Source organism: Planococcus ruber, from assembly GCF_022819085.1.
Lineage (GTDB): Bacteria > Bacillota > Bacilli > Bacillales_A > Planococcaceae > Planococcus > Planococcus ruber.
The window spans coordinates 1-24,244 of sequence record NZ_JALHAG010000012.1 but is presented as its reverse complement, the minus strand read 5'-3'; the positions used below and the strand labels follow the sequence as shown (position 1 = coordinate 24,244).

Genomic DNA, 24,244 nt, shown 5'->3' with positions numbered 1-24,244 from the left:
AAAATCTTTGCTTATGCTGTTTTGGCATCTTTTTTGAAAGCACTTACATTTGTTCTGCCAAGCAGCAAATCCACAAATCATACATAAAGGGTGACGAAAAATGGCGATTATCCAAAATCCGATTTTAACTGGATTCAATCCGGATCCAAGCATTTGCCGTGTGGGAGAAGATTATTACATCGCGGTTTCCACTTTTGAATGGTTCCCGGGTGTCGGCATCTACCATTCCAAGGACTTGAAAAATTGGCGTTTGATCTCTCGTCCGCTTAACCGCCTTAGCCAATTGAACATGATGGGCAACCCGAACTCCGGCGGCGTCTGGGCACCGGCCCTTTCATACAGCGACGGAAAGTTCTGGCTGATTTTCACGGATGTAAAAGTGACAGAAGGCCAATGGAAAGATTGCCATAACTACCTCGTCACTTGCGAAACGATTGACGGCGAATGGTCGGAACCGATTTATTTGAACAGTTCGGGATTTGACCCTTCCCTGTTCCACGATGAATCCGGCAAGAAATACTTGGTGAATATGTATTGGGATCACCGACATGGCCATCATAATTTTTACGGCATCGCGCTTCAGGAATACAGCGTTGAAGAACAGAAATTAGTCGGCAAATCCGAAATCATCTTCAAAGGAACCGATGTCGCGCTTGTGGAAGCACCGCACCTATATAAAATCGGCGAATACTATTATTTATTGACGGCAGAAGGCGGCACGAAGTATGACCATCAAGCGACGATTACGCGTTCGAAGGATTTGTGTGGACCGTATGAAGTCCATCCGGAAAATCCGTTGATCACATCGTTCTTCTCGCCAAGAAATCCGCTGCAGAAATCAGGCCACGCCTCCATCGTCCACACGCATACGGACGAGTGGTTCTTGGTGCATTTGACAGGACGCCCGCTTTCCAGAAAAGGACAAGCCTTGCTTGACCCACGCGGCTATTGCCCGCTTGGGCGGGAAACAGCCATCCAGCGAGTCGAGTGGAAAAACGATTGGCCGTATGTTGTCGGCGGCAACGCACCATCGCTCGAAATCGAAGGGCCGGCCATCGATGAAGTGGTATGGGATCGCGATTATCCGGAAAAAGACGATTTTGACACGGATGCCTTGAACCCGCATTTCCAGACGCTGCGCATTCCGTTAGGCGAAGAAATCGTTTCACTGAAAGAAAATCCGGGCCACTTGCGCATCCACGGACGTGAGTCGTTGACATCTAAATTTACTCAAGCTTTTGTCGCGAGACGCTGGCAGCATTTCCACTTTACGGCGGAAACGAAAGTGGCATTCCGGCCCGATACATTCCAGCAGGCAGCGGGTCTTGTAAACTATTACAACACGGAAAACTGGACGGCTCTTCAAATCACCTGGCATGAAGAAAAAGGACGCATCCTGGATCTTTCTGTCTGCGATAATTTTGCTTACGGCCAGCCGCTGCAAGGCGAAGAAATCGTTGTGCCGGATGGCGTCGAATACGTCCACATGCGCGTCGATGTCGATGCGGACATCTATCAGTATTCCTATTCGTTCGATGGGGAGGACTGGCATTTGATTCCGATCCGCTTCGGTTCGCATAAACTGTCGGATGACTACATCCAAGGCGGCGGATTCTTCACCGGCGCATTTGTCGGCATGCAATGCCAAGACACGTCCGGCCAAAACCTGGCGGCAGATTTCGATTATTTTATTTATAAGGAACGCGAATAAACCAATAAAAAGAGCAGCTCAGCATGGTCTGAGCTGCTCTTTTTCCAGTTATTTGGATATACTGTCCGTTTGCTGCGAAATACTGTCCAATCCTAAGTGAATACTGTCCAATCTTCCCTTTTTACTGTCTAAACGACTTCCCCCACTCAATCCACTACAAAATAACGCGCATCCGGATGGGCAAAGACGATGGCTGATACCGAAGCTTCCGGATCCATCATATATTCTTCCGTCAATTGGACGCCGATGTCTTCCGGTTTGATTAAGCCGAACAGTCTCGCCTGATCCTCCAGGTTCGGACATGCCGGGTAGCCGAATGAGACATTGCTGACGGCAAGAAGTGTCAAAATACGCGGGAATTTCGCTTTGATCAGCCCGGCTCCTATTGCTCCGTCTGCCGTTAGAATCCTCGTTTTAATTCCTCTAATAATCCCGTTCTCTCTGCTCCTATATATAGAAAAAAAGCCCTCCATGAAAATGAAGGCTTTATGAGTTCACACTCGTTCCTTTTCATCTCTTAGGCAATCGATTACCTGCTGGATTTAGCACCTGACCTTGCGACTGGTTGCTGAAGCGTCATGGGACCAGTCCCTCGACTTCTCTCGATAAGAATTCACGTTATTCAATTTTGGCTTTTTGTAAGGGTAACTGGTTCAGGATGGAAAATCAAGGCGCTTTGACAGAAATAAACGAACTTTCTGTTAAGAAAGACATTTACCGTTCTGGTTTCTCTCCGTTTCCCTTTTCACACATTTCCGCTATCATGGGAATCAATCAACGCTTTTAGGAGGAATTTCTGAATGTCTGAAAAATACCTGCTTGACGTCAACGATCCGCGCAATTATTTCGTGTTGCTCGAGAACCGCCTCTTTCCTTCGATTGCTAAAGATCCAAACGCCTTAGTGGAAGGCGCCGAACAGCAAATGGCGAAAAGTGCTGGCCCGCTTGCCATCTATGAACGCGTCGGCGTGCTCACTGCTGACATCGACTACACCATTCCATCGAGCTTTCATTCCGCAAGCGAAACCCGTTACCAAAATTTCCTGTTTCGCTATACCGACAACTCTGTGGCGTTCATCGAATCTGAAGAAACGCTTTCCTATCCGACGACGGAAGCGCTTTTTGCAGCCGGCAACGACTTGCTGAAACAGAAAAAAGCAGCGTCGCCAAAAGAAGATTTCATGGTGCTCAGCGCCAAACTGCTCGCCACCTATCCGTGGCAATAAAAGAAAGCTGGACGGCATTTTTGCTGTCCAGCTTTCTTTTATTGCAGCTCGAAAACCATTTTCGTTTACTCCCGACTTTTTATGAAATACACTCGACTTTCGTTCGAATACTCCCAACTTCTGAATGAATACTCCCAACTTCCCCCGAATACTCCCAACTCTCCAATTCCCATCCTCTAAATCAAAATCCGCCTCTATATAAAGAAGCGGATCCATGCATTATTTTCTATATTTGATTGCCAATCCTTTTAGGAAATTTCGGGCATAGCGGTCGCCGCAGACGCTGTAATTCTTGTGGCCTTGCTTTCGCAAGATGCCGCTCATTTCGCTTTTCGACACGGTGACCCCAGCAAGTGCAAGCAATTCCAGCATATCTTCACTCGTCAGCTGCAAGGCGATTTTCACTTTCTTCAACAATAAGTTATTCGCCGGTTCGTTGCTCATCGGCGGTGTGGCCGGCTGCCCCGGTTTCGGCTCCTGGCGTCCCCGCTTGAAGATGATCAACCCGTTCAAGAAAGATTCCAGCATCCGGTTGTCAACACGGATATGGTCTGCATTTTCAGAAGCACCCAAAACGCTGTCCATGTCATCGCCATCGCTTTCCGGCGTCTTCGTCAACACTTTCAGTACATCCTCTTTCGACAGCTCAATGCCGCCTTCCTTGAAAATCTTTACCATATCATTATTTTTAATATCAAGTGCGTAGCGCAGCCTAATCAGAATATCGTTATTGTCCATCAAAAAACCTCCGTTTGTTGCTTTTTGCTCTTTTCATCATAGCATATTTACCGCCTTCTATTAGAATAAGAATGCCTTGCCTATGTCTGTTAAGAAAATATCTTTGCACATCGATAAGATTTAGAATTCGTCAATCGACAATTGATCGGCAACTATGCAGGTCCTCCATACTTTTTTCAGGACAGCCCTTAAATTCTTTCTTTTAAGTTAAGAGCTATCCAGAAAATGCCTGGATGGCTTGCTGCTATTTTATAAAATATCGGACCAGATTTTGAGCGCCGTCCCTAAAATTAGCAAGGCCAAAATCCATTGGAGGTATTTCGTATTCATCTTCTGCCCCAATTTTGCGCCAAGGGGTGCGGCGATCAGACTTGCCACGATCATGACTGCTGCTGGACCATAAAGAATCTGGTCTGTCGCAATTTTTCCTATTGTCGATCCGATGGAGGAAATGAACGTAATCGCAAGCGACGTAGCAATGGTCATCCGAGTCGGAATCTTAAGGACCACCAGCATAATCGGCACCAAGATAAATGCGCCGGCTGCTCCCACAACTCCTGCTGCCATCCCTACGATAAAGGCTAGCCCAGCAGCCAGCCATTTGTTGAACGTGACTTGGTCAAGCGGGATATCGTCGACGCCCTTTTTCGGAAGGAACATCATAATAACCGCGATTGTTGCCAAAATTGCGTAAACTACATTGATTGCCTGCTCAGACATCAGCGTCGAACCATAGCCGCCGATGAAACTCCCGAGTAAAATGGCGCCCCCCATATAGGCAATAAGCGTTTTGTTTAAATACCCGCTGCCGCGGTATGCCCAGACACCCGCGATTGTCGCAAAAAATACTTGAATTGCGCTGATTCCTGAAACTTCATGGGCGCTGAAGGCCGTATAGCCAAGCATTAGTGGTATGTAGAGCAGCATCGGATACTTGATGATTGAGCCTCCGATCCCGACCATTCCGGAAATGAAGGAACCGACGAAACCAATCAAGAAAATAACCATGATAAAATCAATACTCATTCAAACTCCACCTTTCAAAAAGAAAAAAGGCATCGACTTGATGCCCTTCAACTCTTAGCCTTTCTTGATCCAGAATTTAAGGACGCTACCTTCTTCTTGAACACCCAATAATTCATGGCCGCCTGATTTCGCCCAAGCCGTCATATCCGCTTTGGACCCTTTATCAGTTGCCAGTATTTGAAGTACTTGGCCAGATTCCAAGTCTTTCATTTCTTTTCTCGTTTTTACGATTGGCATTGGACAAGCCAAGCCTTTTGCGTCTAATACTTTGTCTACGTTCATTAAAATCTCTCCTTTTGATTTATGTTTTTAATCGATATTTCTTTACGCCGAAGCGATTTTAATTAGTTTTTTCTTTCTTAACGCACCGCACAACGGTTCGGTCCAATTTCCATTTCACGCTGCACTTCTTCGTCCGGTGTAATTTTGCCCATGTTCAGTTTGCGGATATCCTGATAAGCATTCGGCTGCGGCGGCAGGTTTTTTGTTACCATGTCGCGGAACTCCTGCTCATCTTCGATATTCAATCCGTGGTTTTCTTTGAACAAGTCACCTAATTTTTTCGCAACGCTTCCGTCTTCGTTCAACTCATCCATGATCATGAAATGAGCCGGCAAAACGACGAGTTCATCAGCGAGTTCTGCGTATCGGCTGTAAAGCGATTCACGAAGATCGCCGCCCCAGTCTTCTGCAAGGCCAGCAAGGTCCGGACGTCCGATGGAATCGATAAACAAAATGTCGCCTGTCATCAAGTACTGATCGTCCACGATGAATGAGGTGGAACCGATTGTATGCCCTGGCGAGTATAATGCTTCAATTTCAATTCTCGCATCGCCAATAGCCACTTCCAGTCCATTAACCAATTCCGCATAATCAAATATCACTTCCTCCGCATCAGCCGGCGGCAAGTAATAGGTTGCGCCTGTTGCTTCGGCTATGCTGCGGCCTCCTGAAATGTGGTCTGCGTGCAAGTGCGTATCAAATACATGCTTGATCTTCGCATCTTTTTCCTGGGCGAAATCCAAGAAGATATTTGTCATGCGTGTAGCATCGACAATCGCCGCTTCGCCGCCGGAAATTGCCATATAAGAAAGGCAGCCTTTGCCGATACGGACGAATTGGTATAATTCCCCGCCATTTTTTAAATCGCCGACTTTCACGGGTTCCAGGTGTTCACTCCAAGCTTTCATGCCGCCTTCAAGATATGCAACATCGACGCCTTCTTCATCGAGCATTTCCGCCACCATGACCGAAGATCCTTCTTTCGCACAAACGACCAGAATGTCTCTGTCTTTCGGCAGTTCTGAAGCCACTTCTTCGACCCCGTCCAGCAAATCAAAATAAGGTGTATTCAGATACTGAATATTGCCGCCTTCGATTTTCCAGTCGGCGAATGCGTCGCCGTTGCGCACATCCAGAATAAATAACGGCTTGTTATCCATTACTTTACGTGCGACTTCTTTTGCAGTCATTGCTTTTACAGTCAATTGGAATACCTCCATCTATAATTTTTTCATCGGATTTAAACTTGCTTATGCATTGTTCTGTTCAGTTGGGCCTTCCCACTGAGACATGCCTTCTACAGCATTTTTCACACGGCTGAAACCTTTTTCAGTCAATTGCTTCACAGCAAAATCGCTGCGGTTTCCTGTGCGGCAGATAACGAAAATTTCTTTTTCCGAGTCTAATTCGCCTGCACGTTCTTCCAGTTCCCCAAGCGGAATCGATACGGCCCCTTCAATATGCCCAAATGCATATTCTGCAGGCTCGCGGACATCGAGCACGATGACATCATCCCGGCTCAATTGTTTCTGTAATTCACTATTTGCTAAGGTGTGCGGAAAGTGGACTTCGTCTTTCCCTTCTGACTCATCGGCTTTACGCAAATAATGCTTCAGTACGTTTCCTTCTTCAGAAGAACCAAGATACTGGTTTCCGCTGCTTTTTGCCCAGGCTTTCATGTCAGCCAGCGAACCTTTATCTGTCGCTTGCACTTCGATCACTTGCCCGGGCTCCAAGTCTTTCATCGCTTTTTTTGTCCGTACGATCGGCATTGGGCAAGCAAGCCCTTTTGCATCAAGAATGCGGTCTGTTTTGATCATTTGTATTCCTCCTATTACCCATAGGGGTATATTTTCATTTAAAATTTTTTTCCTATTCAGTCGGGCCTTCCCACTCCAGCATCCCGCCATCCATATTGATGACGTTGTAGCCACGGTCTGCAAGCAATTGCGCTGCCATGCCGCTGCGGTTTCCTGACCTGCAAACCATAATGTGTTCTCTCGATTTATCAATATCCTGCAGACGGAATTCAAGAAGACCTAAGGGAATATTGACCGCGCCTGGAATCTTCCCTTCCTTCACTTCAGCTGCTTCGCGTACATCGATAATCGAAACTTCTTTATTTTCTTCTAAATACTTGTTTACTTCTTGTGTCGTTATTCGCTTCATTACTTTTCCTCCTTCAATTTAAAGCCTAAAATTGTTCATGCCGCCGCTTACATTGATAACTTGATCAAATCCATTTTTCTTTAGTAGATCCGCTGCTCTACTGCTTCGCATGCCACTTTGGCAAATCAAGTAGATTGCTTTGCCAGTATTCAGCTCATTCAGCCGATTCGGCAAGGTATTAAGCGGGATATTCTTAAATTCTTTTATATGGCCTGCTTTAAATTCTGCAGGTGTTCTTACATCGATGAATTGCATGCCTTTTTTCTTGAGTTCCAACTTCAGTTCTTCTGTTGAAACTGATTTCACGCCTTTTGTTGGTGCCATGGCCCGATATGCGATAAAAACAAAGACCGCACCGATTAAAATCATCATCCAAGTATCCATGATTCTCCTCTTTTCTTTAAATGAATAAATTCACATTGCCTTCTTCTGCATCAGCTAGATAAGCCGCTACTCCTGCAAAGGCCACGTCTTCCAGCAATTCTTCTTCTTTCAATCCAAGAAGATCCATCGTCATCGTACACGCCACCAGATTGATTTCTTGTTCTTTCGCCATATCAATCAATTGCGGAAGTGTCATTGCATTATGCTTGCCGATAACATGCTTAATCATCTTTGGTCCCATTCCGGCCATATTCATCGTAGAAAGCCCTAATTTATCTGCGCCTCTTGGCATCATTTTTGCGAACATCCCTTCAAGGAATCCTTTCTTCACGGCTTTCGGATTGCCTTTTCTTAAAGCATTCAGTCCCCAAAATGTGTGGAAAATCGTTACCTCGTGGTCGTATGCCGCTGCTCCATTCGCAATGATATAGGCCGCCATCGCTTTATCGTAATCTCCGCTGAACAAAATGATGTTCGTTGTCTTTCTTTCTTCCATCTCTGATTCCACCTTCTTTTTATACCACTGGGGGTATATTTCCATTTAAATAAAAACATGTTGACTCAACAACACGCAAAATACCTATAGGGGTATATTAACATCCAAAAAGAAAATCCGTCAACCCGAAGTTCTACGGATTTCTTATCTGCTTTTAACCAATAGGCTAACCGCATCTTTAACAAGCTGATCTGTGCTTTCACCTTTATCGATGCTGTCCCGGACACATTGCTCCAAGTTCTCACTGACAATAACGCCGATTGCCCGGTCTACTGCGCTTCTCACTGCAGACAGTTGAGTCACGACATCGCGGCAATCTTCGTTGTCTTCCACCATACGCAAGACCCCTTTAAGCTGGCCTTCGATTCTTCTTAGGCGGTTTTGGACTTGTTTATCGTATTCCATCGTTCGATTGCCCCCTTCACTTTCCATTGTTTCTATTCAATTTTATACCCCTTTGGGTATGAAATCAATCTTTCAAGCTTTCTTATACCGATTGGTCGATGCAGCCGATCAATCGTTTTTCGATCTCTACAGCGATTTTCTTAATAGAGTCGTTCTGAACCATGCCCGTTAAAGCAGTGGGACGCGGCATACCGATTTTCGTCGTTCCTTTTTCTTCATAGACGACGATTTTGCAAGGCAAGAAATACCCCACCATCAAATCTTCCGATAGCACTTTATTGGCTTCTTCCGGGTTGCAAACTTCCAGTACGGTAAACGGCGTATCAAAATCTGTGCCTTTTTCTTTCAGCTTCGCCGTAAGGTCAAAATTCCACAAGACCCCGAACTTTTCGCTCTTTAAATTCTCTTCAAGTGCTTGCACCGCTTCATCTCTGCTTTTTGGCGTTTCTACTGTGTAATTGAACATTTTTTCTCCTCCTCTTCTTCTTTTCTGAGGCACAAAATTAAACCCCTGTGGGTATATCAATAATTACAGAATAACCCCTTTTACTTGGAGACACCACTAATCTGCTTTTCCGGATTTTTACCTAAAGAAAAAGCACTTCTTTTCGAAAGCTGAAAAGAAGTGCCTGTCATTGTTTTATTCGCCGCGCGGCGCTTTCGGCGGTTGGCACGTATCGCATTTGCGCTGATTGCTTTTGTTGAACTTCGTAAAAGTTTTTTCAAAGTTATTGCCGCAAGAACATTTGAACAGCAGCTTTTGTGAAAATCCGTGATATTCCGTTGACAGCAATTTGCTGTCCGAGTTCTTCTCGGTAAATTCTCTTATTTTATCGATCGTCCATCGTTTGTTCATTCTGTACACCTCTATTGTTTATTTGCAGGCGGAAGGCTCTGCTTCCGTTGAATGTTCAGTTCATCCTAAGTGTCTTATTATAGCACGGCTTGGCCCGCAATAAGAACAATAAATGATGGTGTGCGTTTACGATTTTGCCATCACCTGGCTGCTTCCCGCTTTTCTTTCCACGTACTTCCCTTTCGCATAGCCGGAAAAGAACGTCATGAAGACCATTCCGACGACCAGCATTGCGATGCTGCCGCCTAAGTATGCCGAATCCATTTTATAGAGCACCGCATTTCGGAACCACGACTGGAACGGCAAACCGAAGCCTAACAGGACGGCAAAAAACGCGACTTTTACTTTCCAGTTCTTGCCCTTCATCTTCTTGATCGAATTATTTACAAACAATCGCAAGAACGCTAGCGCCATCCCGATCCCCCAGAAAATCAACAAATACATTTTGATGTCTTCATTCATGGCAAACGCTTTTCCAAGCATGCCGACTCCAATTACAAAAGCCAGGATCATTGCTATATGAGATTTCTTCATTTTCCATGCAATTTGTAGCTTAAGTGAAAAAGACTGTTCCTTTCACTAGGAACAGTCTTTCTGTTTATTTCCGGCTTCTGTCAGGCCGTGTGTTTTTTCCTTCAATTCCCGGATCGCCAGCGACTTCCAGGCCCGTTTCTTCTTTTACGTAAAAGAATGTTTTAAATACCAAAGCCGCAAGAGCTGCTCCGACCAGCGGCGCGACGAGGAATAGCCAAACTTGAGCCAAGGCATCGCTTCCGGCAAAAACCGCAGGCGCCAGGCTTCTTGCCGGATTGACGGATGTGCCGGTCAATGGAATGCCGATGATGTGGACCAGCGTCAAGGTCAACCCGATGACGATTCCGCCCATATGCGAAGTCGCTTTGCTGGAAGTCACACCGAGTATCGCCAGAACAAAGATGAACGTAAGAACGATTTCCACGCCAAAAGCGCCGAGCCCATTCAGCCCGACCGCACTCAAATCCCCGTAGCCATTTGCCCCATACCCTTCAAGGCTGGTCGAATTGGCAGCCACAAATGCGAGAAATGTACTTCCTGCAAAGGCGCCGACGATTTGTGCAACCACATAACCGCCAAACTCTTTAGCAGTCAAATTTCCCGACATCCAGACAGCCAGTGAAACCGCCGGATTCACATGGCATCCGGAAATATGCCCGATTGCGTAAGCCGCTGCCACAATCGACAATCCGAACGCAAAAGCAATGGCTAAAACTCCTAAAAACCCGCTGTCCGTCCCTCCCGAATACCCGCCTAAAACCACAGCCGCCCCTGTTCCAAGAGACACCAAGATAAACGTACCAATGAATTCTGCTAAATACTTCTTCATCTCTAGCTCTCCTAACTTTGTTAGATTTTTACTAAAGGAAAATCAATTACTTATCAGAAATTTTGATTATTATAGCATGGATTTTCCTAGAAGCCATGCATATTTTATGGGCAGCAAGACGATTCCCGCCATCTTTAAGAATTTGTGCTTCCTTTCTAATTTTTATTAATTATTTCATATTTACATTCTTTTTTGAACATTAATGGTTTATACTGTAAAAAAAGGGGGATTTAAGTGGAAGCTTTATTATTACTTTTAGTTATAATTGCCTCGTTCGCTTTTACAGGCCTTGGGATCATGTGGTTTATTTTCAAGTTCATCAAAAGAGACCGGCCAACTAATAAATACGGACGAAATTCTTTAATTGCTTTCTTAGTTTTGATTTTAACCTTTACAGGATTTAATGCAGCAGGTGCTAAAGAAAGAGAAGCAGAACGCCAAGACTTGATTTCCAAAAATGAGGAGCTCATGGCCAAGAACAAAAGTTTGGAAGATGAAATTACTTTGCTTTCTAAAGAGCATGAGGAAAGCTTACAAAAATTCGAGGAAGCATCCGCTGAGATTCTTGAAAATGAGAATGCAGTAAAAGAACTCGAAGATCAAAAAACAGCTTTTGCAAAAGAAAAAGAAGAGTTGACTGCTAAAATCACAAGCCTGGAAGAGCAAGTTGCCAATGCCGAGTCTGTAACAGTTGCTTTAGAAAGCGAAGTTGAGGACTTGAAGTCACAGGCGAAAGCACAAAGCGTATCCGTTGCAGCCGCTGCTGCTTCCAGCTCAGCGGGTTCAGGCAATTCCTCTAGCTCTTCAGGAGAAACTGCAAGTGCTGCTGCATCCCCGGTTTCCTATAAAAACTGCTCCGCCGTCCGCGCGGCAGGTGCAGCGCCTATTTATAAAGGAGATCCCGGTTATGGAAGCCACCTGGACCGTGACGGCGATGGAATCGGATGCGAATAAATCCGGCAATTAAAAAATCCCGCATCGAATGAAAATTCGATGCGGGATTTTGTTATCCGATTGCTATTTTCTGCTGAAATTCTGCAAGCAACGCCCGTGCCTCATCCGTCGATTCACTCTTCAGCAATTGGCTTCTAAAATCATCGGCATCTGCAATGCCACTGACATAGATTTTAAAGAAGCGGCGAAGCGGCCGGAACGGCAGCGGCTCTTCTTCGGTAGAATAATGATCGTGCAGATCCAGCTGCAGCTTCAACAGTTCCAGCATTTCTTCGTCGCTATGCGCGCGCGGCTCTTTTTCAAAAGCAAACGGGTTTTGGAAAATCCCGCGCCCGATCATGACGCCGTCAATGCCGTATTTCTCGGCCAGTTCCAGTCCTGTCTGATAGTCCGGAATGTCCCCGTTGATCGTCAAAAGCGTATCCGGTGCAATTTCATCCCGGAGCTTCTTGATTTCGGGAATCAATTCCCAATGCGCCGGCACACGGCTCATTTCTTTTTTGGTGCGCAAATGGATCGACAAGTTCGCAATGTCCTGGTCGAGCACATGTGCAAGCCACCCTTTCCATTCTTCCACATCGGTATAGCCGAGGCGGGTCTTCACGCTGACCGGCAATCCGCCCGCTTTTGCCGCTTGGATCACTTCCGCGGCGTTGTCCGGAAAACGGATCATGCCGCTGCCTTTCCCTTTCGTCGCAACGTTCGCGACAGGGCAGCCCATATTGATATCGATGCCTTTAAAGCCCCGCTTTGCCATTCCGATGCTCATCTCACGGAACTGTTCGGGCTTATTGCCCCAAATGTGTGCGACCATCGGCTGCTCATCGGGAGTAAAGACCAATCGCCCTTCTTCGCTGAAAACACCGTCCGGGTTGCAATAGCTTTCCGTATTCGTGAACTCCGTAAAAAACACATCGGGCCGCGCAGCTTTCGCTACCACTTTCCGGAACACCACATTCGTGACTTCCTCCATCGGCGCGAGTATAAAGAACGGCCGCGGCAAATCACGCCAAAAATTCTCTTTCATGTACAGATTTCAATCCTTTCGTTGAAAATCTCCTTAATAAATCTATCTGAAGATAAATAAGTTCAATTAATAGCAGGAAACAACTTTGCATTTATTAGCCTTATCTAGTTTACCTGAGTCTTTTGCTTGTGGAAAGAGCTGTGCTCAAAACGCGAAAAACTCTCCACCCTTTGAAAATGGTGAAGAGCCCAAAAAGTTTCAGAAAAAAGTATAGGTGTTCTTTCCCGCAGTTTTAGCTTGGTACAGCGCCGCGTCTGCCTGTTTCAGTACGTTATTCAACTCACCTGCCTGATCGCTTCCATACGGCACAATTCCGATGCTTGCTGAAATCGCATAGCCTTCCTTCCATACATTTAAATTGCTAAGAATGCGTTCAGCGTAGCTCTCCAGGTCTTTTCTGCAAAGCAATTCGGAAAAATGGACAATAAACTCGTCTCCTCCTAACCTGACAGCAAAAGCACCTGGAATTTCAGATACGATCTTTTGCAGCCGCAAAGCGACTTCCTTTAAGACGAAGTCGCCTTGTTCATGGCCATAGACATCATTGACCTTTTTAAAGCCATCCAAATCGAGGAAAAATAATGCGCCTTCCTCTGCAGGACGTTCGGCAAAAACTTGGGTTAAGTAACGTCTGTTATATAAACCCGTTAGCATATCCCGGTACGCCAAATGCTCAAGGTCCAAATAATACGAAAACAGCCGGACAATTTTCTGCAGCAACTGGATGCTTTTCTCATCGAAATGCTGGGCCTTGTCACTGACCGCGCACAGGGTGCCAAACTTTTCGCCAGAAACAAGGGAAATCGGAATTCCCAAATAGGAGCGGATGTTGAGCTCCTGCAGCGTCTGTTGAAAACGATCCAAATCGCGCTCTTTTTGAATGTCTTCATAGACAAGCGGGCGGTTCTTCTGAAAATCCACGAGTCCGCAGAGGGATTCATCGGGATCCAGCTCCATCCCTTTGGTCAGCCCGATGGTACTGGATTCCTGTGAAAGTTCAAGAATCACCTGCTCCATCTCACTGATGGACGATAAATAGAGCAACTGATTCGGAAAAACTTCTTTTGCCAATTCCAAAACATCGTGGACCAATTCATTGAAATTCTTATACATCTGCACTTCTTGCAATGTCGTCATCCCAACACCTCGATTAGTAGGCTCCTCTGTCTTGAGTACCAATTTTAATTCTGCTTGTTGATACCACATTACCCTAAATCCCCCAAAGAAAATCAGCAATTTTATATTCTCGGCGTTCCTTCAAAGAAATTAGCAGCTGCTTGAACAAAAAAACTCTCAACTCCTGTGATGCCAGGAGTTGAGAGTCTGTTTTTAGTTGAATTACATCATGCCGCCCATGCCGCCCATATCAGGCATGCCGCCCATTGGTGCTGCTGGTTCCGGGATGTCTGCAACAACTGCTTCAGTTGTCAAGAACATTGCTGCAACAGAAGCTGCATTTTGAAGTGCTGAACGCGTTACTTTTGTTGGGTCAACGATTCCTTGTTCAACCATGTTCACCCATTCGCCGTTTGCCGCGTTGTAGCCGACTCCGACTTCTTCTGTTTTCAGGCGGTGAACGATGATTGATCCTTCAAGGCCAGCATTTGTCGCGATTTGGCGAACCGGCTCTTCAAGTGCGCGAAGCACGATGTTGACGCCTGTTGCTACGTCGCCTTCTTGAGTTTCAAGAAGCTCTGCTACGCGGTTGTAGACGTTCACTAACGCCGTACCCCCACCTGCAACGATTCCTTCTTCTACTGCTGCACGAGTTGAGTTCAATGCGTCTTCGATGCGAAGTTTGCGTTCTTTCAACTCTGTTTCAGTAGCCGCTCCGACTTTGATGACTGCAACACCGCCAGCAAGTTTCGCCAAACGTTCCTGCAATTTCTCTTTATCGAATTCAGATGAAGTTTCTTCCAGCTGATTGCGGATCTGCGTTACGCGGGCAACGATTTTCTCTTGGTCGCCAGCGCCTTCTACGATTGTTGTATTTTCTTTCGACACAACCACTTTTGAAGCGCGTCCAAGCTGTGTGATGTTCGTTGATTTCAGCTCAAGGCCTAGATCTTCTGTAATCACTTCAGCGCCCGTTAGTGCCGCGATATCTTCAAGCATCGCTTTGCGGCGGTCACCGAATCCTGGAGCTTTAACTGCTACCGCGTTGAATGTTCCGCGCAATTTGTTGACAACTAATGTAGCAAGCGCTTCGCCTTCAACGTCTTCTGCTACGATCAACAATGGTTTGCTTTGTTGAACTACTTGCTCAAGGACAGGAAGGATTTCTTGGATGTTACCGATTTTCTTATCCGTTACAAGGATAAACGGGTTATCAAGAACCGCTTCCATTTTATCTGAATCCGTCACCATGTATGGAGACTGGTAACCGCGGTCGAATTGCATCCCTTCCACAACATCAAGTTCCGTTGTGAAGCCGCGTGATTCTTCCAACGTGATAACGCCGTCGTTGCCAACGCGTTCCATTGCTTCAGCGATCAATTTGCCGACTTCTTCGTCGCCGGATGAAATCGCTGCAACTTGTGCAATCGATTCTTTGCCTTCGATTGGCTTCGAAATCGCTTTTAATTCATTGACTGCGTTTTCCACAGCCATTTCGATTCCGCGGCGGATGCCGACAGGGTTCGCACCAGCTGTAACGTTCTTCAAGCCTTCACGGATCATCGCTTGAGCCAGAACCGTTGCAGTTGTCGTACCATCGCCAGCGATATCGTTTGTTTTAGAAGCCACTTCCGCAACAAGTCTCGCTCCCATGTTTTCAAAAGCATTTTCAAGTTCGATTTCTTTTGCGATGGTTACCCCATCATTGGTGATGAGCGGAGAACCGAATTTTTTATCAAGAACGACGTTGCGCCCTTTTGGCCCCAATGTCACTTTAACTGCATCTGCTAATTTATCTACACCTTTCAGCATCAAGCTGCGTGCATCTTCGCTGAATTTAATATCTTTTGCCATGTTTAGTCTTCCTCCTCAATGTCTATTGAAATGTATTAGCCTAAAATTGCTAAAATATCGTTTTCGCGCAAGATCAAGTATTCGTTGCCTTCATATTTAAGTTCAGTGCCTGCGTATTTAGAGAAGATGATCCGGTCGCCTTCTTTGACTTCCAGTTCAGTGCGCTGTCCATTGTCGCGGATGACTCCATTACCTACAGCGATCACTTTGCCTTCCTGCGGTTTTTCCTGCGCTGAACCCGGCAGTACAATTCCGCTTGAAGTTTTTTCTTCCGCTTCTAAAAGCTCAATAATTACGCGATCTCCTAATGGTCTTAACAAATGAAACACCCTCCTCGAATTATCTAAATGTTCTCGATTAGCACTCTCAACCTTCGAGTGCTAACCCACTTCTCAGTTTAATAAAATCCGTTATGTTTTGCAAGTCAAAACCTTCCGTGTTTTTTATTCTTTGCGGTAATGTTTTGAAACCACTACAATGAAAGAAGAATTCAAAGATGAAAGGAAATGCCTCTATGAAATCAACTTCCCTGAAAAAAAAGAACGGAGACCCTTCTTCCTCAAAATCGGCGAAGAAAAAATACGGCCGCAAAATGCCGAAGACTCCTCTCTATATTTTATTGACCTTTATCGTGATTCAATTGGCACCGGCGCTCGTCGTCGTGCCGACTTATAATTATTTCATCGGCCAGGGGCTGGATCCGGACACGGCAGAAGCCACCACTTCTGGCTGGCTCATCGTGTCGAGCATGGCCATCGGCTTTATCGTAATGATGATCCTTGTGTTGCGCGACAAAAACTTCTTCAATATCTGGAACGGCAAAAAAGCAGGGATTTGGGCCTCGATCGGCTGGGGCTTCCTGGGCTTTTTCCTCGTCTATTTCGGACAGATCATCGCCTCGCTGATTGAAATGAAAGTTCTTGGCATCGAGCCCGGCTCTGAAAATACGATGTCGCTCGTGAACGTCGCTGAAGTGGTGCCGCTGACCGTCCTTGCCATCGTCTTCTTTGGACCGGTCATGGAAGAGCTCGTTTTTCGCCGCGTCGTCTTCGGTTCCCTAAACCAAACGACGAATTTCTTTATTGCGACCGCGATCAGTGCGCTGATGTTTGCGCTCGTCCACTTGGAATTCAGCCACTTGCTCGTTTACTTCTCGACAGGGCTTGTGCTGGCATTCGTCTATCAGAAAACAAAACGCATCATTACACCGATCATTTCCCATATCCTGCTGAATGCATTCGTCATGATCGTTCAGCTGAATATGGACAAAATCGAAGCCTTCACCAAATATTTGGAGGGCTTGCAGCCATAAAGAAAAGCAAAGGTGCCCGTTTTGCCTCGACAAGCTTAAGACCTCGAGAGGCTGGACACCGGAGCTGGACATAAAGAAAGCACAAAAAAGCCTTCACGAACTATTCGTGAAGGCCTTGTTTTTGTTCTTCGATGATTAAATTCTGTTCGGCTTTCAAAAACTTGCGGTAGCCGATTTTCGCAATGACGATGCTGAACTCGTATAGCAAGAGCAATGGCCCCGTCACCATCATATGGGAAACGATATCCGGCGGCGTGATAAAAGCAGCCAGCGTAATTAACCCAAAATATGCGTATTTCCGGTATTTGCTCATCAACATCGGTGTAATGACGCCAAGGCGGGTCAAAAACAGCATGAGCACCGGCAGTTGGAACACGATACCAAAAGGCAGCGTAATCTGGAACAGGAACTGGAAGTATTCATTGATTCCAATCGTATCTTGGATATCCAGGTTATCGGATATGTTTAGCATAAACCCGATGACATATGGGAACAAGATAAAATAAGAAAAAGCAATTCCGCCTAAAAACAGCAGCACGGAAAATGGAATATAGCTTAATGTCACTTTCCGTTCTGTATCGTGCAAGCCCGGGCTGATAAAGGCCCAAAACTGGTACATGATGATTGGGGAAATGATGACAAGGGCCAAAACCGTCATGACTTGCATATAGATCTTAATGGGATCGGTTATCTTAAAAGCGTTAAGCGTTAAGTTTTTCGCTTCCTCGGTAAACTGCAGATACTGGATCAACGGTTCGGTCAAGAAAAAACTGCCAATGAGCGCTAACACAAAGAAAACGGCGATGATGGTCAGCCGTTTTCTCAGTTCGCCTATATGTTCAACTAAAGTCATGTCTTTTTGATTCATCAGACAAACATCCTATCGTATTTCCTTTTGCTCTTCTTTCTTCTTCACGTCTGCTGCATCGTCGTCATCTGTCAAACCTTTAGTTGCGTTTTTAAACTCACGCAATGAAGAACCGAAAGCTTTACCGAATTCAGGCAACTTTTTCGGGCCAAAAATGATTAATGCCACAATAGCAATTACTATCAAACTAACTGGACCTGGAGCCATATTAGACACCTCCTGTATTAATGGTTTCATTCTACATCATTCAAACCCCTTTGGCTATTTCAAACGGCTGGCCAAATGTGAATTTTTTGAGTCATTGTTGCTTGATTTGGTAGATGAGCGTCTGCAGTTCAACCGACAAATCAATGGTTTGGACACGGATATGGGGAGGCACGGCAATACGTACCGGCGTAAAGTTTAAGATCCCTTTGATTTGTGTTTTTGATAGCCGATCTGTCACTTCCTGGGCAGAACGGGAAGGGACTGTCAGTATCACCAATTCGATGCCGTATTCCTCAATCTTTTCTTCGATCCGGTCTGGATGGAACGTATCGATATCGCTGATTTTCTCCCCTTCTATCGGGCTGTTGGAATCGAACGCCAAGACAATTTTCGTATTGTGATTGCGTTGAAAATTATATTTTAAAAATGCGCTGCCAAGGTTGCCGACACCGATCAACGCAACATTGGTTGCTTCATCCTGATCAAGCGTTTTGCGGAAAAAGACCAACAAATCCTGGACATCATAGCCATAGCCTTTTTTCCCAAATGCCCCGAGATGCGAAAAATCCCTGCGGATGGTAGCTGAATCGATTTTCATCGCTTCACTCAGTTCCTGTGAAGAAATGCGTTTTTGTCCAGCGTTGGCAAAGTTTTGGAGAAACCGGTAGTACAAGGGCAGCCTTTTGGTCGTGGCTTGCGGAATTTTTGATGGTTCATGCAACATGCAAGGTTACCTCCTGAGGTCGTATCAAATCGATATTATCTTACCTGAGGAGAGCCCATATGTAAAGCTGGCTTGATTGCGAAGCGCCCTTCCGTAGGCTAAACTAAGAGAGAATAGAGGTGACCCACATGATAGTCTTACAAGTTAACCAAGTCCATAAATCGTTCGGCGCAGACGAAATTCTTTCGGGCGTCAAATTGGAAGTTCAACACCGCGACCGTGTTGCATTAGTGGGCCGCAACGGGGCGGGCAAATCGACTTTATTGAAAATCATTTCCGGCGAGATGTCATACGATAGCGGCGACATCATCATGCCGAAAGATTTGACCATCGGCTACCTGGAACAGCAGACGGACCTTGAAACCGATGCGACCATTTGGGAAGAAATGATGACGATTTTCAAACATTTCCGTGAACAGGAAGCCAAACTCCGCCAGCTTGAAGCCCAAATGGCTGAACCAGCCGTTTATGAGGATACGGCTCAATACGAAAAAGTGATGCAAGAGTATGATACGCTGCAGCATGATTTCAAAGAGGCAGGCGGCTATCAGTACGAAGCGGACACGCGGACCATCCTGCACGGCATGAAATTCTACCAGGAAGACTACGAGAAGAAAATCGTTTCGCTGTCAGGCGGCCAGAAAACCCGCTTAATGCTGGCCAAGCTTCTCTTGAGCAAACCCCAATTGCTGATCCTCGATGAGCCTACTAACCATTTGGACATCGAAACCCTCAGCTGGCTCGAGAATTACTTGAAAAATTATCCAGGTTCCTTATTGATCGTTTCCCATGACCGGTATTTTCTTGACCAAGTCGTGACGCTTGTCTATGAAGTGTCGCGACACCGCGTCAAGAAGTACACAGGAAACTACAGTCGCTACCTGGATGAAAAAGCGAAGCAATACGAACATGACTTAAAGCAATTCGAAAAACAGCAAAGCGAGAAAGCAAAGCTCGAAGACTACGTCCAGCGCAATCTCGTGCGGGCTTCGACCACCAAAATGGCCCAAAGCCGCAGAAGGATTCTGGAAAAGACCGATTGGATGGATGCGCCGGATGGCGACGAAAAATCGGCACGCTTCGGTTTCAGCATTGAAAAACAGAGTGGGAATGACGTCCTAAATGTTCGCTCGCTTGCGATTGGCTATGGCAACGCGCCGGTGTCCGAGAACATTTCATGGAAACTTTACCGCCAGGAAAGCTTGGCATTGGTCGGTCCAAATGGCGTCGGCAAATCCACGCTATTGAAGACCATTATGAAAGAACTCGAACCGCTTGCCGGTGAAATCCATTACGGCACGGGCATTCAATTCGGCTACTACGACCAGGAACAAGCGAATCTAAAAGGCAATAAGCTTCTATTAAATGAGCTATGGGACGATTACCCGCATGTGAACGAAAAAGACATTCGGGGTGTGCTCGGCCGCTTCCTTTTTTCTGGAGATGACGTGCTAAAACCCATTTCCACCCTTTCCGGAGGCGAAAAAGCCCGTGTCGCTTTGGCAAAACTGATGATGCAAAAAGCCAATGTCCTCTTGCTGGATGAGCCGACCAACCACTTGGACCTCGACAGCAAAGAAGTATTGGAAAATGCTCTTCTTGACTATCCAGGCACGATTTTATTCGTTTCCCATGACCGGTATTTCATGAACCGGATTTCGACGAAAGTCATCGAGCTGACCCGTGACGGAACGACTGAATACCTCGGAAATTACGATTACTACCTGGAGAAAAAACTCGAACTCGAAGAACTGAAAGCATTGGAAGAAGAGGAATCGAAAACTGCCACTCAAACTTCCGCAGCACCGACCACTTCGCAGATCAATAAAGAAGCGAAAAAACTGGAACGCCAATTGATGCGCCAGTCCGAAGAAACCGAATCGGAAATGGAACAATTGGACCTCCAAATTGCTGGAATCGAGGAACAGCTTTGCCTTCCTGAAGTTTTCCAAGACCACGAGCGGGTATTGCCGCTTCAAACCGAATTAGAGAAGCTCAAAGAAGCCCATGAAGAGAAAATGGCTCTATGGCTGGAATTACAAGAAAAGATTGAAAATGTCCACTCTTGACCGTATACTTTTGTATACGGTTTTTCTCTTTACTAGATATAGGTCAATAGCTTTTAACAAAATATTTATTTCCACAAAGTTGTGCACAGCTAAAAAGTGATAAAAACGGCTATCAACAGGTTTATACACATTATCCACAGTCACGCAAAATATTATGCACAAAGTTTTCCACTTTCGTGTACACAATATCTGGGTAATCCCCTAGTTGTCAGATAGTTATGAACAGGTTATACACATTTTGTGCATAAGTACAAATGTTCTCTATTGACAAAATTTATTTCTAGAATCTAAATAAAGTCAGAATTTAAAGGAAAAAGCTCAGCATACCTGATGGATTATCAGGTATGCTGAGCTTTTTAGTTCCAGGAGGCCATGGCCATTCCTGGCCGGCCGTTCATTGTCATCGTCCCCCGATGCCCTTTTTCGAACATTACGGTTCCTGCAGCAGCAATCATTGCTGCATTATCCGTGCATAGTTTCAAAGAAGGGATATAGAAAGGTAGGCCCTTTTCTTTAAAGGTATCCGTCAAAGAGGTTCTTAAGCCTTTATTGGCAGCGACCCCTCCGGCCGCTATAACTTGTTTTACTTTATACTGTGTTGCAGCACGTAGCGTCTTTGCCGTAACCACTTCCACTACGCTGTTTTGGAACCCTGCAGCTACGTGCTCTGGCGGTACTGTTTCACCGCGTTGAGCTGCATTATGCATATAGTTCAAAACAGATGATTTCAAGCCGCTGAAACTGAAATCGTATGAGCCTTCCTCCAGCCACACCCGCGGAAATTCAACAGCCCCATCGCTTTCATGAGCCAACCGGTCAATATGTGGGCCTCCAGGATAAGGGAGATTCAAGGTTCTTGCTACCTTATCATAAGCTTCTCCTGCTGCATCATCCCGTGTTTCTCCGATCACTTCAAAATCTCCATGCTCTTTCATATAGACCAATTCGGTATGGCCCCCTGAAATCACTAAGGCCAACAGCGGAAACTCCATTTCTTGCTCAAGTCGATTAGCATAGATGTGCCCAGCAATATGATGGACTCCAACTATCGGCAATTGATGGGCAAAGGCAAAAGCTTTCGCTGCATTTACCCCGACTAACAATGCCCCCACCAGGCCAGGCCCCTCCGTAACCGCGACTGCACTCAATTGTTTAGGCTCCAGATTAGCTTGTGCCAGAGCTTCTTCAATAACAATCGTAATCTGTTCAACATGGTGCCTAGAAGCGATTTCCGGCACGACCCCGCCAAAACGTTTATGGCTTTCGATTTGAGATGCTACCACATTCGATATGATTTCAGTTCCATTTTTTACAACGGAAGCGGCTGTTTCATCACAACTGGTCTCAATCCCCAATACATAAATATCTTTATTCATTAAAATTCACCCACATCACTATAGCATCTTCGAAATTGTCGGTATAATACCGTTTTCGTATGCCACCATTTTTAAATCCTAGTTTTCGATACAAATTCAGAGCTGGTTCATTGCTGACGCGTGCTTCCAGTGTCATCAAGACTGCCCCTTGGCTTTTAGCGGCCTCCATCGCCGCTCTCATTAAGCGCTCACCCAGTTTTTTGCCTCTTTCTTCAGGCAAAATAGCGATGTTGGTTATATGCGCTTCGTCTAAAACAAGCCACATTCCACAATAGCCGACAACCCCTCGTTCGGTTTCTGCTACTACGTAATAAGCACTCTCGTTTGTAGTCATTTCATAGTAAAAAGAATCTTTTGTCCAAGGCAAGGTAAAAGACAATTTTTCAATTTCAAAGACTTGTTCTACATCTTCGACTGTCATTTTTCGAATATTGACTTCTGCGTTCATAGCTTTTTACCTTCTTGGCTTTTGAGGTAATTGGCTTCGGCTTCTGTAATGCGCTGATATTCTGGGACAGCATGATGGATATCTTGCGCTTTCTCTTCTTTTGCCAAGACGATCAAATTGGAAGCACGAGGAAGCCGGTCTTGCGGTCCACTGAAAAAAGCTGCTTCTCCCAACACTTCACGAATGGCCTCTTCGTGTATAGCCACATCTATCCCTGTGAATAATACGGATTTATTCTGTTCTTTTACTCTTATTAAAAATTCATTTAAATCGCTATGCTGATCCTCAATCACCGTCGATAAATCCGATCCGTTATAGAGACCTGTAAAAACAGTGCCCCGCCGTGCATCCATGATGGGACAGATATGCCCCTCAAAGTACCGGCCATTTGCAGCTAGTACTTTTAAACTGGATACAGTATGAAGCGGAATCTTCAATGACCAAGCTAGCGTCTTGGCAATCGTCAAACCAATGCGGACGCCCGTATAAGATCCAGGTCCGCTGGCTGCAGCAATATGTGTCAAATCAGCAGGAGAAATTTTTGCTTTCTTCATCATTTCTTCAACGGCAGGCATTGCTGTTAAAGAATGATTGATTTTCAAATTCGTTGTTTCTTCTATTAAAACACTTTCATCTCTCATTAACGCGACCGTTAAAGGGGAATTTGAAGTATCGATTCCTAAATAAATCATATATTTAACTCCTTGCACAGTAATTCATACCGTGTTCCAATTGGTTTCATTTCAATTTTGCGCCCTTCATCTGATAGACGGATAAGCGTTATTTCCAAACGCTCCTTCGGAAGATACTCTTCGATGAATTGTGCCCATTCGATAACAGATACTGCTTCACTTTCAAACAATTCATCAAAACCGATGTCTTCGTCACTGTCTTCTAAGCGGTAAACATCGAAGTGATTTAAATTCAAGTTCCCCTCATATTGTTTAAGTATAGTAAAGGTAGGACTGTTGACCATCCGTTTGATGCCCAATCCTTTTGCAACGCCTTTAGTAAATGTCGTTTTCCCCGCACCTAAGTCGCCTTCAAGCGTCAAAACATCTTGAGGTTTTAAATACTGAGCAAGCTTTTCAGCGAAAGCTTCTGTTTCATGGGGTGATGCCACTTCTAATGTATAGTTCATTCTTTCTGTCACCTCGATTGAGTCTTACCATAGTTTAGCGAAGATGGCGCAGTAAATCAAAACATAATCTTTTGCAAACGATTTTTGAAACAAAAAAATAAGCACAGCGAGATCGCTGTGCTTACTTGAAAGATTACGGTCCCGACCGGGATCGAACCGGCGATCTCCTGCGTGACAGGCAGGCATGTTAACCGCTACACCACGGGACCAAAAAAAAAATCAGCCCAGCGACGTCCTACTCTCACAGGGGGAGACCCCCAACTACCATCGGCGCAAAAGAGCTTAACTTCCGTGTTCGGGATGGGAACGGGTGTGGCCTCTTTGCCATCATCACTGGACTCTTTTTTTCAGAGTGACTTGTTCACTCAAAACTGGATAGGCGACATTGAAACGGGAAACCGCTGGTTTCTGTAAACAAAGTTGGTTAAGTCCTCGATCGATTAGTATTCGTCAGCTGCACGTGTCGCCACGCTTCCACCTCGAACCTATCTA

At 45.5% G+C, this 24,244-nt stretch carries 29 protein-coding genes, 1 tRNA gene, 1 rRNA gene, 1 pseudogene and 1 riboswitch; of the genes and pseudogenes, 5 read left to right on the top strand and 27 right to left on the bottom strand.

Annotated features, from left to right (window positions below; all coding sequences use genetic code 11):
* The first annotated feature begins 100 nt into the window (after positions 1-100).
* The gene (locus tag MTR82_RS15005) at positions 101-1,711 is read left to right on the top strand and encodes a glycoside hydrolase family 43 protein (RefSeq protein WP_246809685.1); all 1,611 of its coding nucleotides are present in this window, start codon (positions 101-103) and stop codon (positions 1,709-1,711) included.
* A gap of 146 nt (positions 1,712-1,857) precedes the next feature.
* Here the strand turns inward: MTR82_RS15005 and MTR82_RS17200 are convergent.
* Positions 1,858-2,031: pseudogene (locus MTR82_RS17200) on the bottom strand (vitamin B12 dependent-methionine synthase activation domain-containing protein); the annotation flags it as partial.
* Positions 2,032-2,218: 187 nt separating this feature from the next.
* Positions 2,219-2,323, bottom strand: a riboswitch (SAM riboswitch).
* 188 nt (positions 2,324-2,511) lie between these two features.
* On the opposite strand from MTR82_RS17200, the gene MTR82_RS14995 reads away from it, so the two are divergent.
* Positions 2,512-2,937 (top strand): hypothetical protein, encoded by a 426-nt coding sequence (locus tag MTR82_RS14995; protein WP_246809683.1) that lies wholly within the window; start codon positions 2,512-2,514, stop codon positions 2,935-2,937.
* 219 nt (positions 2,938-3,156) lie between these two features.
* Here MTR82_RS14995 and MTR82_RS14990 read toward each other — a convergent pair whose 3' ends face one another.
* From MTR82_RS14990 to MTR82_RS14930, 13 genes are all read right to left on the bottom strand, one after another.
* Complete coding sequence (locus MTR82_RS14990) at positions 3,157-3,675, bottom strand: YehS family protein (protein WP_246809682.1); 519 nt, start codon at positions 3,673-3,675, stop codon at positions 3,157-3,159.
* A gap of 249 nt (positions 3,676-3,924) precedes the next feature.
* Entirely contained in the window at positions 3,925-4,701 is a 777-nt protein-coding gene (locus tag MTR82_RS14985) for a sulfite exporter TauE/SafE family protein (RefSeq protein WP_246809681.1), read from the bottom strand.
* Between the two features lie 54 nt (positions 4,702-4,755).
* On the bottom strand, positions 4,756-4,983 hold the full coding sequence (locus MTR82_RS14980; protein WP_246809680.1) for a sulfurtransferase TusA family protein: 228 nt from the start codon (positions 4,981-4,983) through the stop codon (positions 4,756-4,758).
* Between the two features lie 77 nt (positions 4,984-5,060).
* Positions 5,061-6,188, bottom strand: a complete 1,128-nt coding sequence (locus MTR82_RS14975) for an MBL fold metallo-hydrolase (protein WP_246809679.1) — start codon at positions 6,186-6,188, stop codon at positions 5,061-5,063.
* Positions 6,189-6,233: 45 nt separating this feature from the next.
* On the bottom strand, positions 6,234-6,803 hold the full coding sequence (locus MTR82_RS14970) for a sulfurtransferase TusA family protein (protein ID WP_246809678.1): 570 nt from the start codon (positions 6,801-6,803) through the stop codon (positions 6,234-6,236).
* Between the two features lie 52 nt (positions 6,804-6,855).
* Complete coding sequence (locus tag MTR82_RS14965; protein WP_246809677.1) at positions 6,856-7,152, bottom strand: rhodanese-like domain-containing protein; 297 nt, start codon at positions 7,150-7,152, stop codon at positions 6,856-6,858.
* 18 nt (positions 7,153-7,170) lie between these two features.
* Complete coding sequence (locus MTR82_RS14960) at positions 7,171-7,536, bottom strand: rhodanese-like domain-containing protein (protein WP_246809676.1); 366 nt, start codon at positions 7,534-7,536, stop codon at positions 7,171-7,173.
* A gap of 16 nt (positions 7,537-7,552) precedes the next feature.
* Complete coding sequence (locus MTR82_RS14955; protein WP_246809675.1) at positions 7,553-8,032, bottom strand: DsrE/DsrF/DrsH-like family protein; 480 nt, start codon at positions 8,030-8,032, stop codon at positions 7,553-7,555.
* Positions 8,033-8,176: 144 nt separating this feature from the next.
* Entirely contained in the window at positions 8,177-8,437 is a 261-nt protein-coding gene (locus MTR82_RS14950) for a metal-sensitive transcriptional regulator (RefSeq protein WP_235198229.1), read from the bottom strand.
* Positions 8,438-8,519: 82 nt separating this feature from the next.
* Complete coding sequence (locus MTR82_RS14945; protein WP_246809674.1) at positions 8,520-8,903, bottom strand: DUF302 domain-containing protein; 384 nt, start codon at positions 8,901-8,903, stop codon at positions 8,520-8,522.
* 174 nt (positions 8,904-9,077) lie between these two features.
* On the bottom strand, positions 9,078-9,293 hold the full coding sequence (locus tag MTR82_RS14940) for a hypothetical protein (protein WP_246809673.1): 216 nt from the start codon (positions 9,291-9,293) through the stop codon (positions 9,078-9,080).
* Between the two features lie 126 nt (positions 9,294-9,419).
* Positions 9,420-9,827, bottom strand: a complete 408-nt coding sequence (locus MTR82_RS14935; RefSeq protein WP_246809672.1) for an MFS transporter permease — start codon at positions 9,825-9,827, stop codon at positions 9,420-9,422.
* Positions 9,828-9,891: 64 nt separating this feature from the next.
* The gene (locus MTR82_RS14930) at positions 9,892-10,656 is read right to left on the bottom strand and encodes an aquaporin (RefSeq protein ID WP_246809671.1); all 765 of its coding nucleotides are present in this window, start codon (positions 10,654-10,656) and stop codon (positions 9,892-9,894) included.
* A gap of 234 nt (positions 10,657-10,890) precedes the next feature.
* Between MTR82_RS14930 and MTR82_RS14925 the strand changes: the two genes are divergently transcribed.
* Positions 10,891-11,610, top strand: coding sequence for an excalibur calcium-binding domain-containing protein (locus MTR82_RS14925; RefSeq protein WP_246809670.1), 720 nt, complete (start codon positions 10,891-10,893; stop codon positions 11,608-11,610).
* Positions 11,611-11,662: 52 nt separating this feature from the next.
* On the opposite strand, the gene MTR82_RS14920 is transcribed toward MTR82_RS14925, so the two are convergent.
* The 4 genes from MTR82_RS14920 to groES all read right to left on the bottom strand — a co-directional run bounded on the left by MTR82_RS14920 (position 11,663) and on the right by groES (position 15,927).
* Positions 11,663-12,637, bottom strand: coding sequence for a tRNA dihydrouridine synthase (locus MTR82_RS14920; RefSeq protein WP_246809669.1), 975 nt, complete (start codon positions 12,635-12,637; stop codon positions 11,663-11,665).
* 198 nt (positions 12,638-12,835) lie between these two features.
* Entirely contained in the window at positions 12,836-13,774 is a 939-nt protein-coding gene (locus MTR82_RS14915; protein ID WP_246809668.1) for a sensor domain-containing diguanylate cyclase, read from the bottom strand.
* 201 nt (positions 13,775-13,975) lie between these two features.
* Positions 13,976-15,607 (bottom strand): chaperonin GroEL, encoded by a 1,632-nt coding sequence (groL, locus tag MTR82_RS14910; RefSeq protein WP_235198202.1) that lies wholly within the window; start codon positions 15,605-15,607, stop codon positions 13,976-13,978.
* A gap of 35 nt (positions 15,608-15,642) precedes the next feature.
* On the bottom strand, positions 15,643-15,927 hold the full coding sequence (groES, locus tag MTR82_RS14905) for a co-chaperone GroES (protein ID WP_052653086.1): 285 nt from the start codon (positions 15,925-15,927) through the stop codon (positions 15,643-15,645).
* 194 nt (positions 15,928-16,121) lie between these two features.
* Between groES and MTR82_RS14900 the strand changes: the two genes are divergently transcribed.
* The gene (locus MTR82_RS14900; RefSeq protein ID WP_246809667.1) at positions 16,122-16,919 is read left to right on the top strand and encodes a CPBP family intramembrane glutamic endopeptidase; all 798 of its coding nucleotides are present in this window, start codon (positions 16,122-16,124) and stop codon (positions 16,917-16,919) included.
* A 100-nt stretch (positions 16,920-17,019) separates the two neighbouring features.
* On the opposite strand, the gene tatC is transcribed toward MTR82_RS14900, so the two are convergent.
* The 3 genes from tatC to MTR82_RS14885 all read right to left on the bottom strand — a co-directional run bounded on the left by tatC (position 17,020) and on the right by MTR82_RS14885 (position 18,718).
* A complete protein-coding gene (gene tatC / locus MTR82_RS14895) occupies positions 17,020-17,787 on the bottom strand; it encodes a twin-arginine translocase subunit TatC (protein WP_246809666.1) in 768 nt (255 codons plus the stop codon).
* 12 nt (positions 17,788-17,799) lie between these two features.
* Positions 17,800-17,994, bottom strand: a complete 195-nt coding sequence (tatA, locus tag MTR82_RS14890; protein WP_052653090.1) for a twin-arginine translocase TatA/TatE family subunit — start codon at positions 17,992-17,994, stop codon at positions 17,800-17,802.
* Positions 17,995-18,085: 91 nt separating this feature from the next.
* Entirely contained in the window at positions 18,086-18,718 is a 633-nt protein-coding gene (locus tag MTR82_RS14885) for a redox-sensing transcriptional repressor Rex (protein WP_052653092.1), read from the bottom strand.
* Positions 18,719-18,846: 128 nt separating this feature from the next.
* Between MTR82_RS14885 and MTR82_RS14880 the strand changes: the two genes are divergently transcribed.
* Positions 18,847-20,787 carry an ABC-F family ATP-binding cassette domain-containing protein gene (locus tag MTR82_RS14880; RefSeq protein ID WP_246809665.1) on the top strand — a complete coding sequence of 647 codons (1,941 nt, stop codon included), beginning with the start codon at positions 18,847-18,849 and terminating at the stop codon, positions 20,785-20,787.
* A 356-nt stretch (positions 20,788-21,143) separates the two neighbouring features.
* On the opposite strand, the gene tsaD is transcribed toward MTR82_RS14880, so the two are convergent.
* From tsaD to rrf, 6 genes are all read right to left on the bottom strand, one after another.
* Positions 21,144-22,163, bottom strand: a complete 1,020-nt coding sequence (gene tsaD, locus MTR82_RS14875; RefSeq protein ID WP_246809664.1) for a tRNA (adenosine(37)-N6)-threonylcarbamoyltransferase complex transferase subunit TsaD — start codon at positions 22,161-22,163, stop codon at positions 21,144-21,146.
* On the bottom strand, positions 22,156-22,611 hold the full coding sequence (gene rimI / locus MTR82_RS14870; RefSeq protein ID WP_052653099.1) for a ribosomal protein S18-alanine N-acetyltransferase: 456 nt from the start codon (positions 22,609-22,611) through the stop codon (positions 22,156-22,158). The genes tsaD and rimI overlap by 8 nt, the downstream gene beginning before the upstream one ends.
* On the bottom strand, positions 22,608-23,303 hold the full coding sequence (gene tsaB / locus MTR82_RS14865; RefSeq protein ID WP_052653101.1) for a tRNA (adenosine(37)-N6)-threonylcarbamoyltransferase complex dimerization subunit type 1 TsaB: 696 nt from the start codon (positions 23,301-23,303) through the stop codon (positions 22,608-22,610). The genes rimI and tsaB overlap by 4 nt, the downstream gene beginning before the upstream one ends.
* Positions 23,300-23,752: a tRNA (adenosine(37)-N6)-threonylcarbamoyltransferase complex ATPase subunit type 1 TsaE gene (tsaE, locus tag MTR82_RS14860; RefSeq protein WP_246809663.1), complete on the bottom strand. Its 453-nt coding sequence runs from the start codon at positions 23,750-23,752 to the stop codon at positions 23,300-23,302. The genes tsaB and tsaE overlap by 4 nt, the downstream gene beginning before the upstream one ends.
* Before the next feature lie 136 nt (positions 23,753-23,888).
* Positions 23,889-23,961 (bottom strand) — tRNA-Asp (locus MTR82_RS14855).
* 13 nt (positions 23,962-23,974) lie between these two features.
* A 5S ribosomal RNA gene (gene rrf / locus MTR82_RS14850) occupies positions 23,975-24,090 on the bottom strand.
* Between the last annotated feature and the right edge of the window lie 154 nt (positions 24,091-24,244).

Coding starts and splice junctions, on each gene's coding strand:
- MTR82_RS15005 (WP_246809685.1), top strand. CDS start 101: ATGGCGATTATCCAAAATCCGATTTTAACTGGATTCAATCCGGATCCA.
- MTR82_RS14995 (WP_246809683.1), top strand. CDS start 2,512: ATGTCTGAAAAATACCTGCTTGACGTCAACGATCCGCGCAATTATTTC.
- MTR82_RS14990 (WP_246809682.1), bottom strand. CDS start 3,675: ATGGACAATAACGATATTCTGATTAGGCTGCGCTACGCACTTGATATT.
- MTR82_RS14985 (WP_246809681.1), bottom strand. CDS start 4,701: ATGAGTATTGATTTTATCATGGTTATTTTCTTGATTGGTTTCGTCGGT.
- MTR82_RS14980 (WP_246809680.1), bottom strand. CDS start 4,983: ATGAACGTAGACAAAGTATTAGACGCAAAAGGCTTGGCTTGTCCAATG.
- MTR82_RS14970 (WP_246809678.1), bottom strand. CDS start 6,803: ATGATCAAAACAGACCGCATTCTTGATGCAAAAGGGCTTGCTTGCCCA.
- MTR82_RS14965 (WP_246809677.1), bottom strand. CDS start 7,152: ATGAAGCGAATAACGACACAAGAAGTAAACAAGTATTTAGAAGAAAAT.
- MTR82_RS14960 (WP_246809676.1), bottom strand. CDS start 7,536: ATGGATACTTGGATGATGATTTTAATCGGTGCGGTCTTTGTTTTTATC.
- MTR82_RS14955 (WP_246809675.1), bottom strand. CDS start 8,032: ATGGAAGAAAGAAAGACAACGAACATCATTTTGTTCAGCGGAGATTAC.
- MTR82_RS14950 (WP_235198229.1), bottom strand. CDS start 8,437: ATGGAATACGATAAACAAGTCCAAAACCGCCTAAGAAGAATCGAAGGC.
- MTR82_RS14945 (WP_246809674.1), bottom strand. CDS start 8,903: ATGTTCAATTACACAGTAGAAACGCCAAAAAGCAGAGATGAAGCGGTG.
- MTR82_RS14940 (WP_246809673.1), bottom strand. CDS start 9,293: ATGAACAAACGATGGACGATCGATAAAATAAGAGAATTTACCGAGAAG.
- MTR82_RS14935 (WP_246809672.1), bottom strand. CDS start 9,827: ATGAAGAAATCTCATATAGCAATGATCCTGGCTTTTGTAATTGGAGTC.
- MTR82_RS14930 (WP_246809671.1), bottom strand. CDS start 10,656: ATGAAGAAGTATTTAGCAGAATTCATTGGTACGTTTATCTTGGTGTCT.
- MTR82_RS14920 (WP_246809669.1), bottom strand. CDS start 12,637: ATGAAAGAGAATTTTTGGCGTGATTTGCCGCGGCCGTTCTTTATACTC.
- MTR82_RS14915 (WP_246809668.1), bottom strand. CDS start 13,774: ATGACGACATTGCAAGAAGTGCAGATGTATAAGAATTTCAATGAATTG.
- groL (WP_235198202.1), bottom strand. CDS start 15,607: ATGGCAAAAGATATTAAATTCAGCGAAGATGCACGCAGCTTGATGCTG.
- MTR82_RS14900 (WP_246809667.1), top strand. CDS start 16,122: ATGAAATCAACTTCCCTGAAAAAAAAGAACGGAGACCCTTCTTCCTCA.
- tatC (WP_246809666.1), bottom strand. CDS start 17,787: ATGAATCAAAAAGACATGACTTTAGTTGAACATATAGGCGAACTGAGA.
- tatA (WP_052653090.1), bottom strand. CDS start 17,994: ATGGCTCCAGGTCCAGTTAGTTTGATAGTAATTGCTATTGTGGCATTA.
- MTR82_RS14885 (WP_052653092.1), bottom strand. CDS start 18,718: ATGTTGCATGAACCATCAAAAATTCCGCAAGCCACGACCAAAAGGCTG.
- MTR82_RS14880 (WP_246809665.1), top strand. CDS start 18,847: ATGATAGTCTTACAAGTTAACCAAGTCCATAAATCGTTCGGCGCAGAC.
- tsaD (WP_246809664.1), bottom strand. CDS start 22,163: ATGAATAAAGATATTTATGTATTGGGGATTGAGACCAGTTGTGATGAA.
- rimI (WP_052653099.1), bottom strand. CDS start 22,611: ATGAACGCAGAAGTCAATATTCGAAAAATGACAGTCGAAGATGTAGAA.
- tsaB (WP_052653101.1), bottom strand. CDS start 23,303: ATGATTTATTTAGGAATCGATACTTCAAATTCCCCTTTAACGGTCGCG.
- tsaE (WP_246809663.1), bottom strand. CDS start 23,752: ATGAACTATACATTAGAAGTGGCATCACCCCATGAAACAGAAGCTTTC.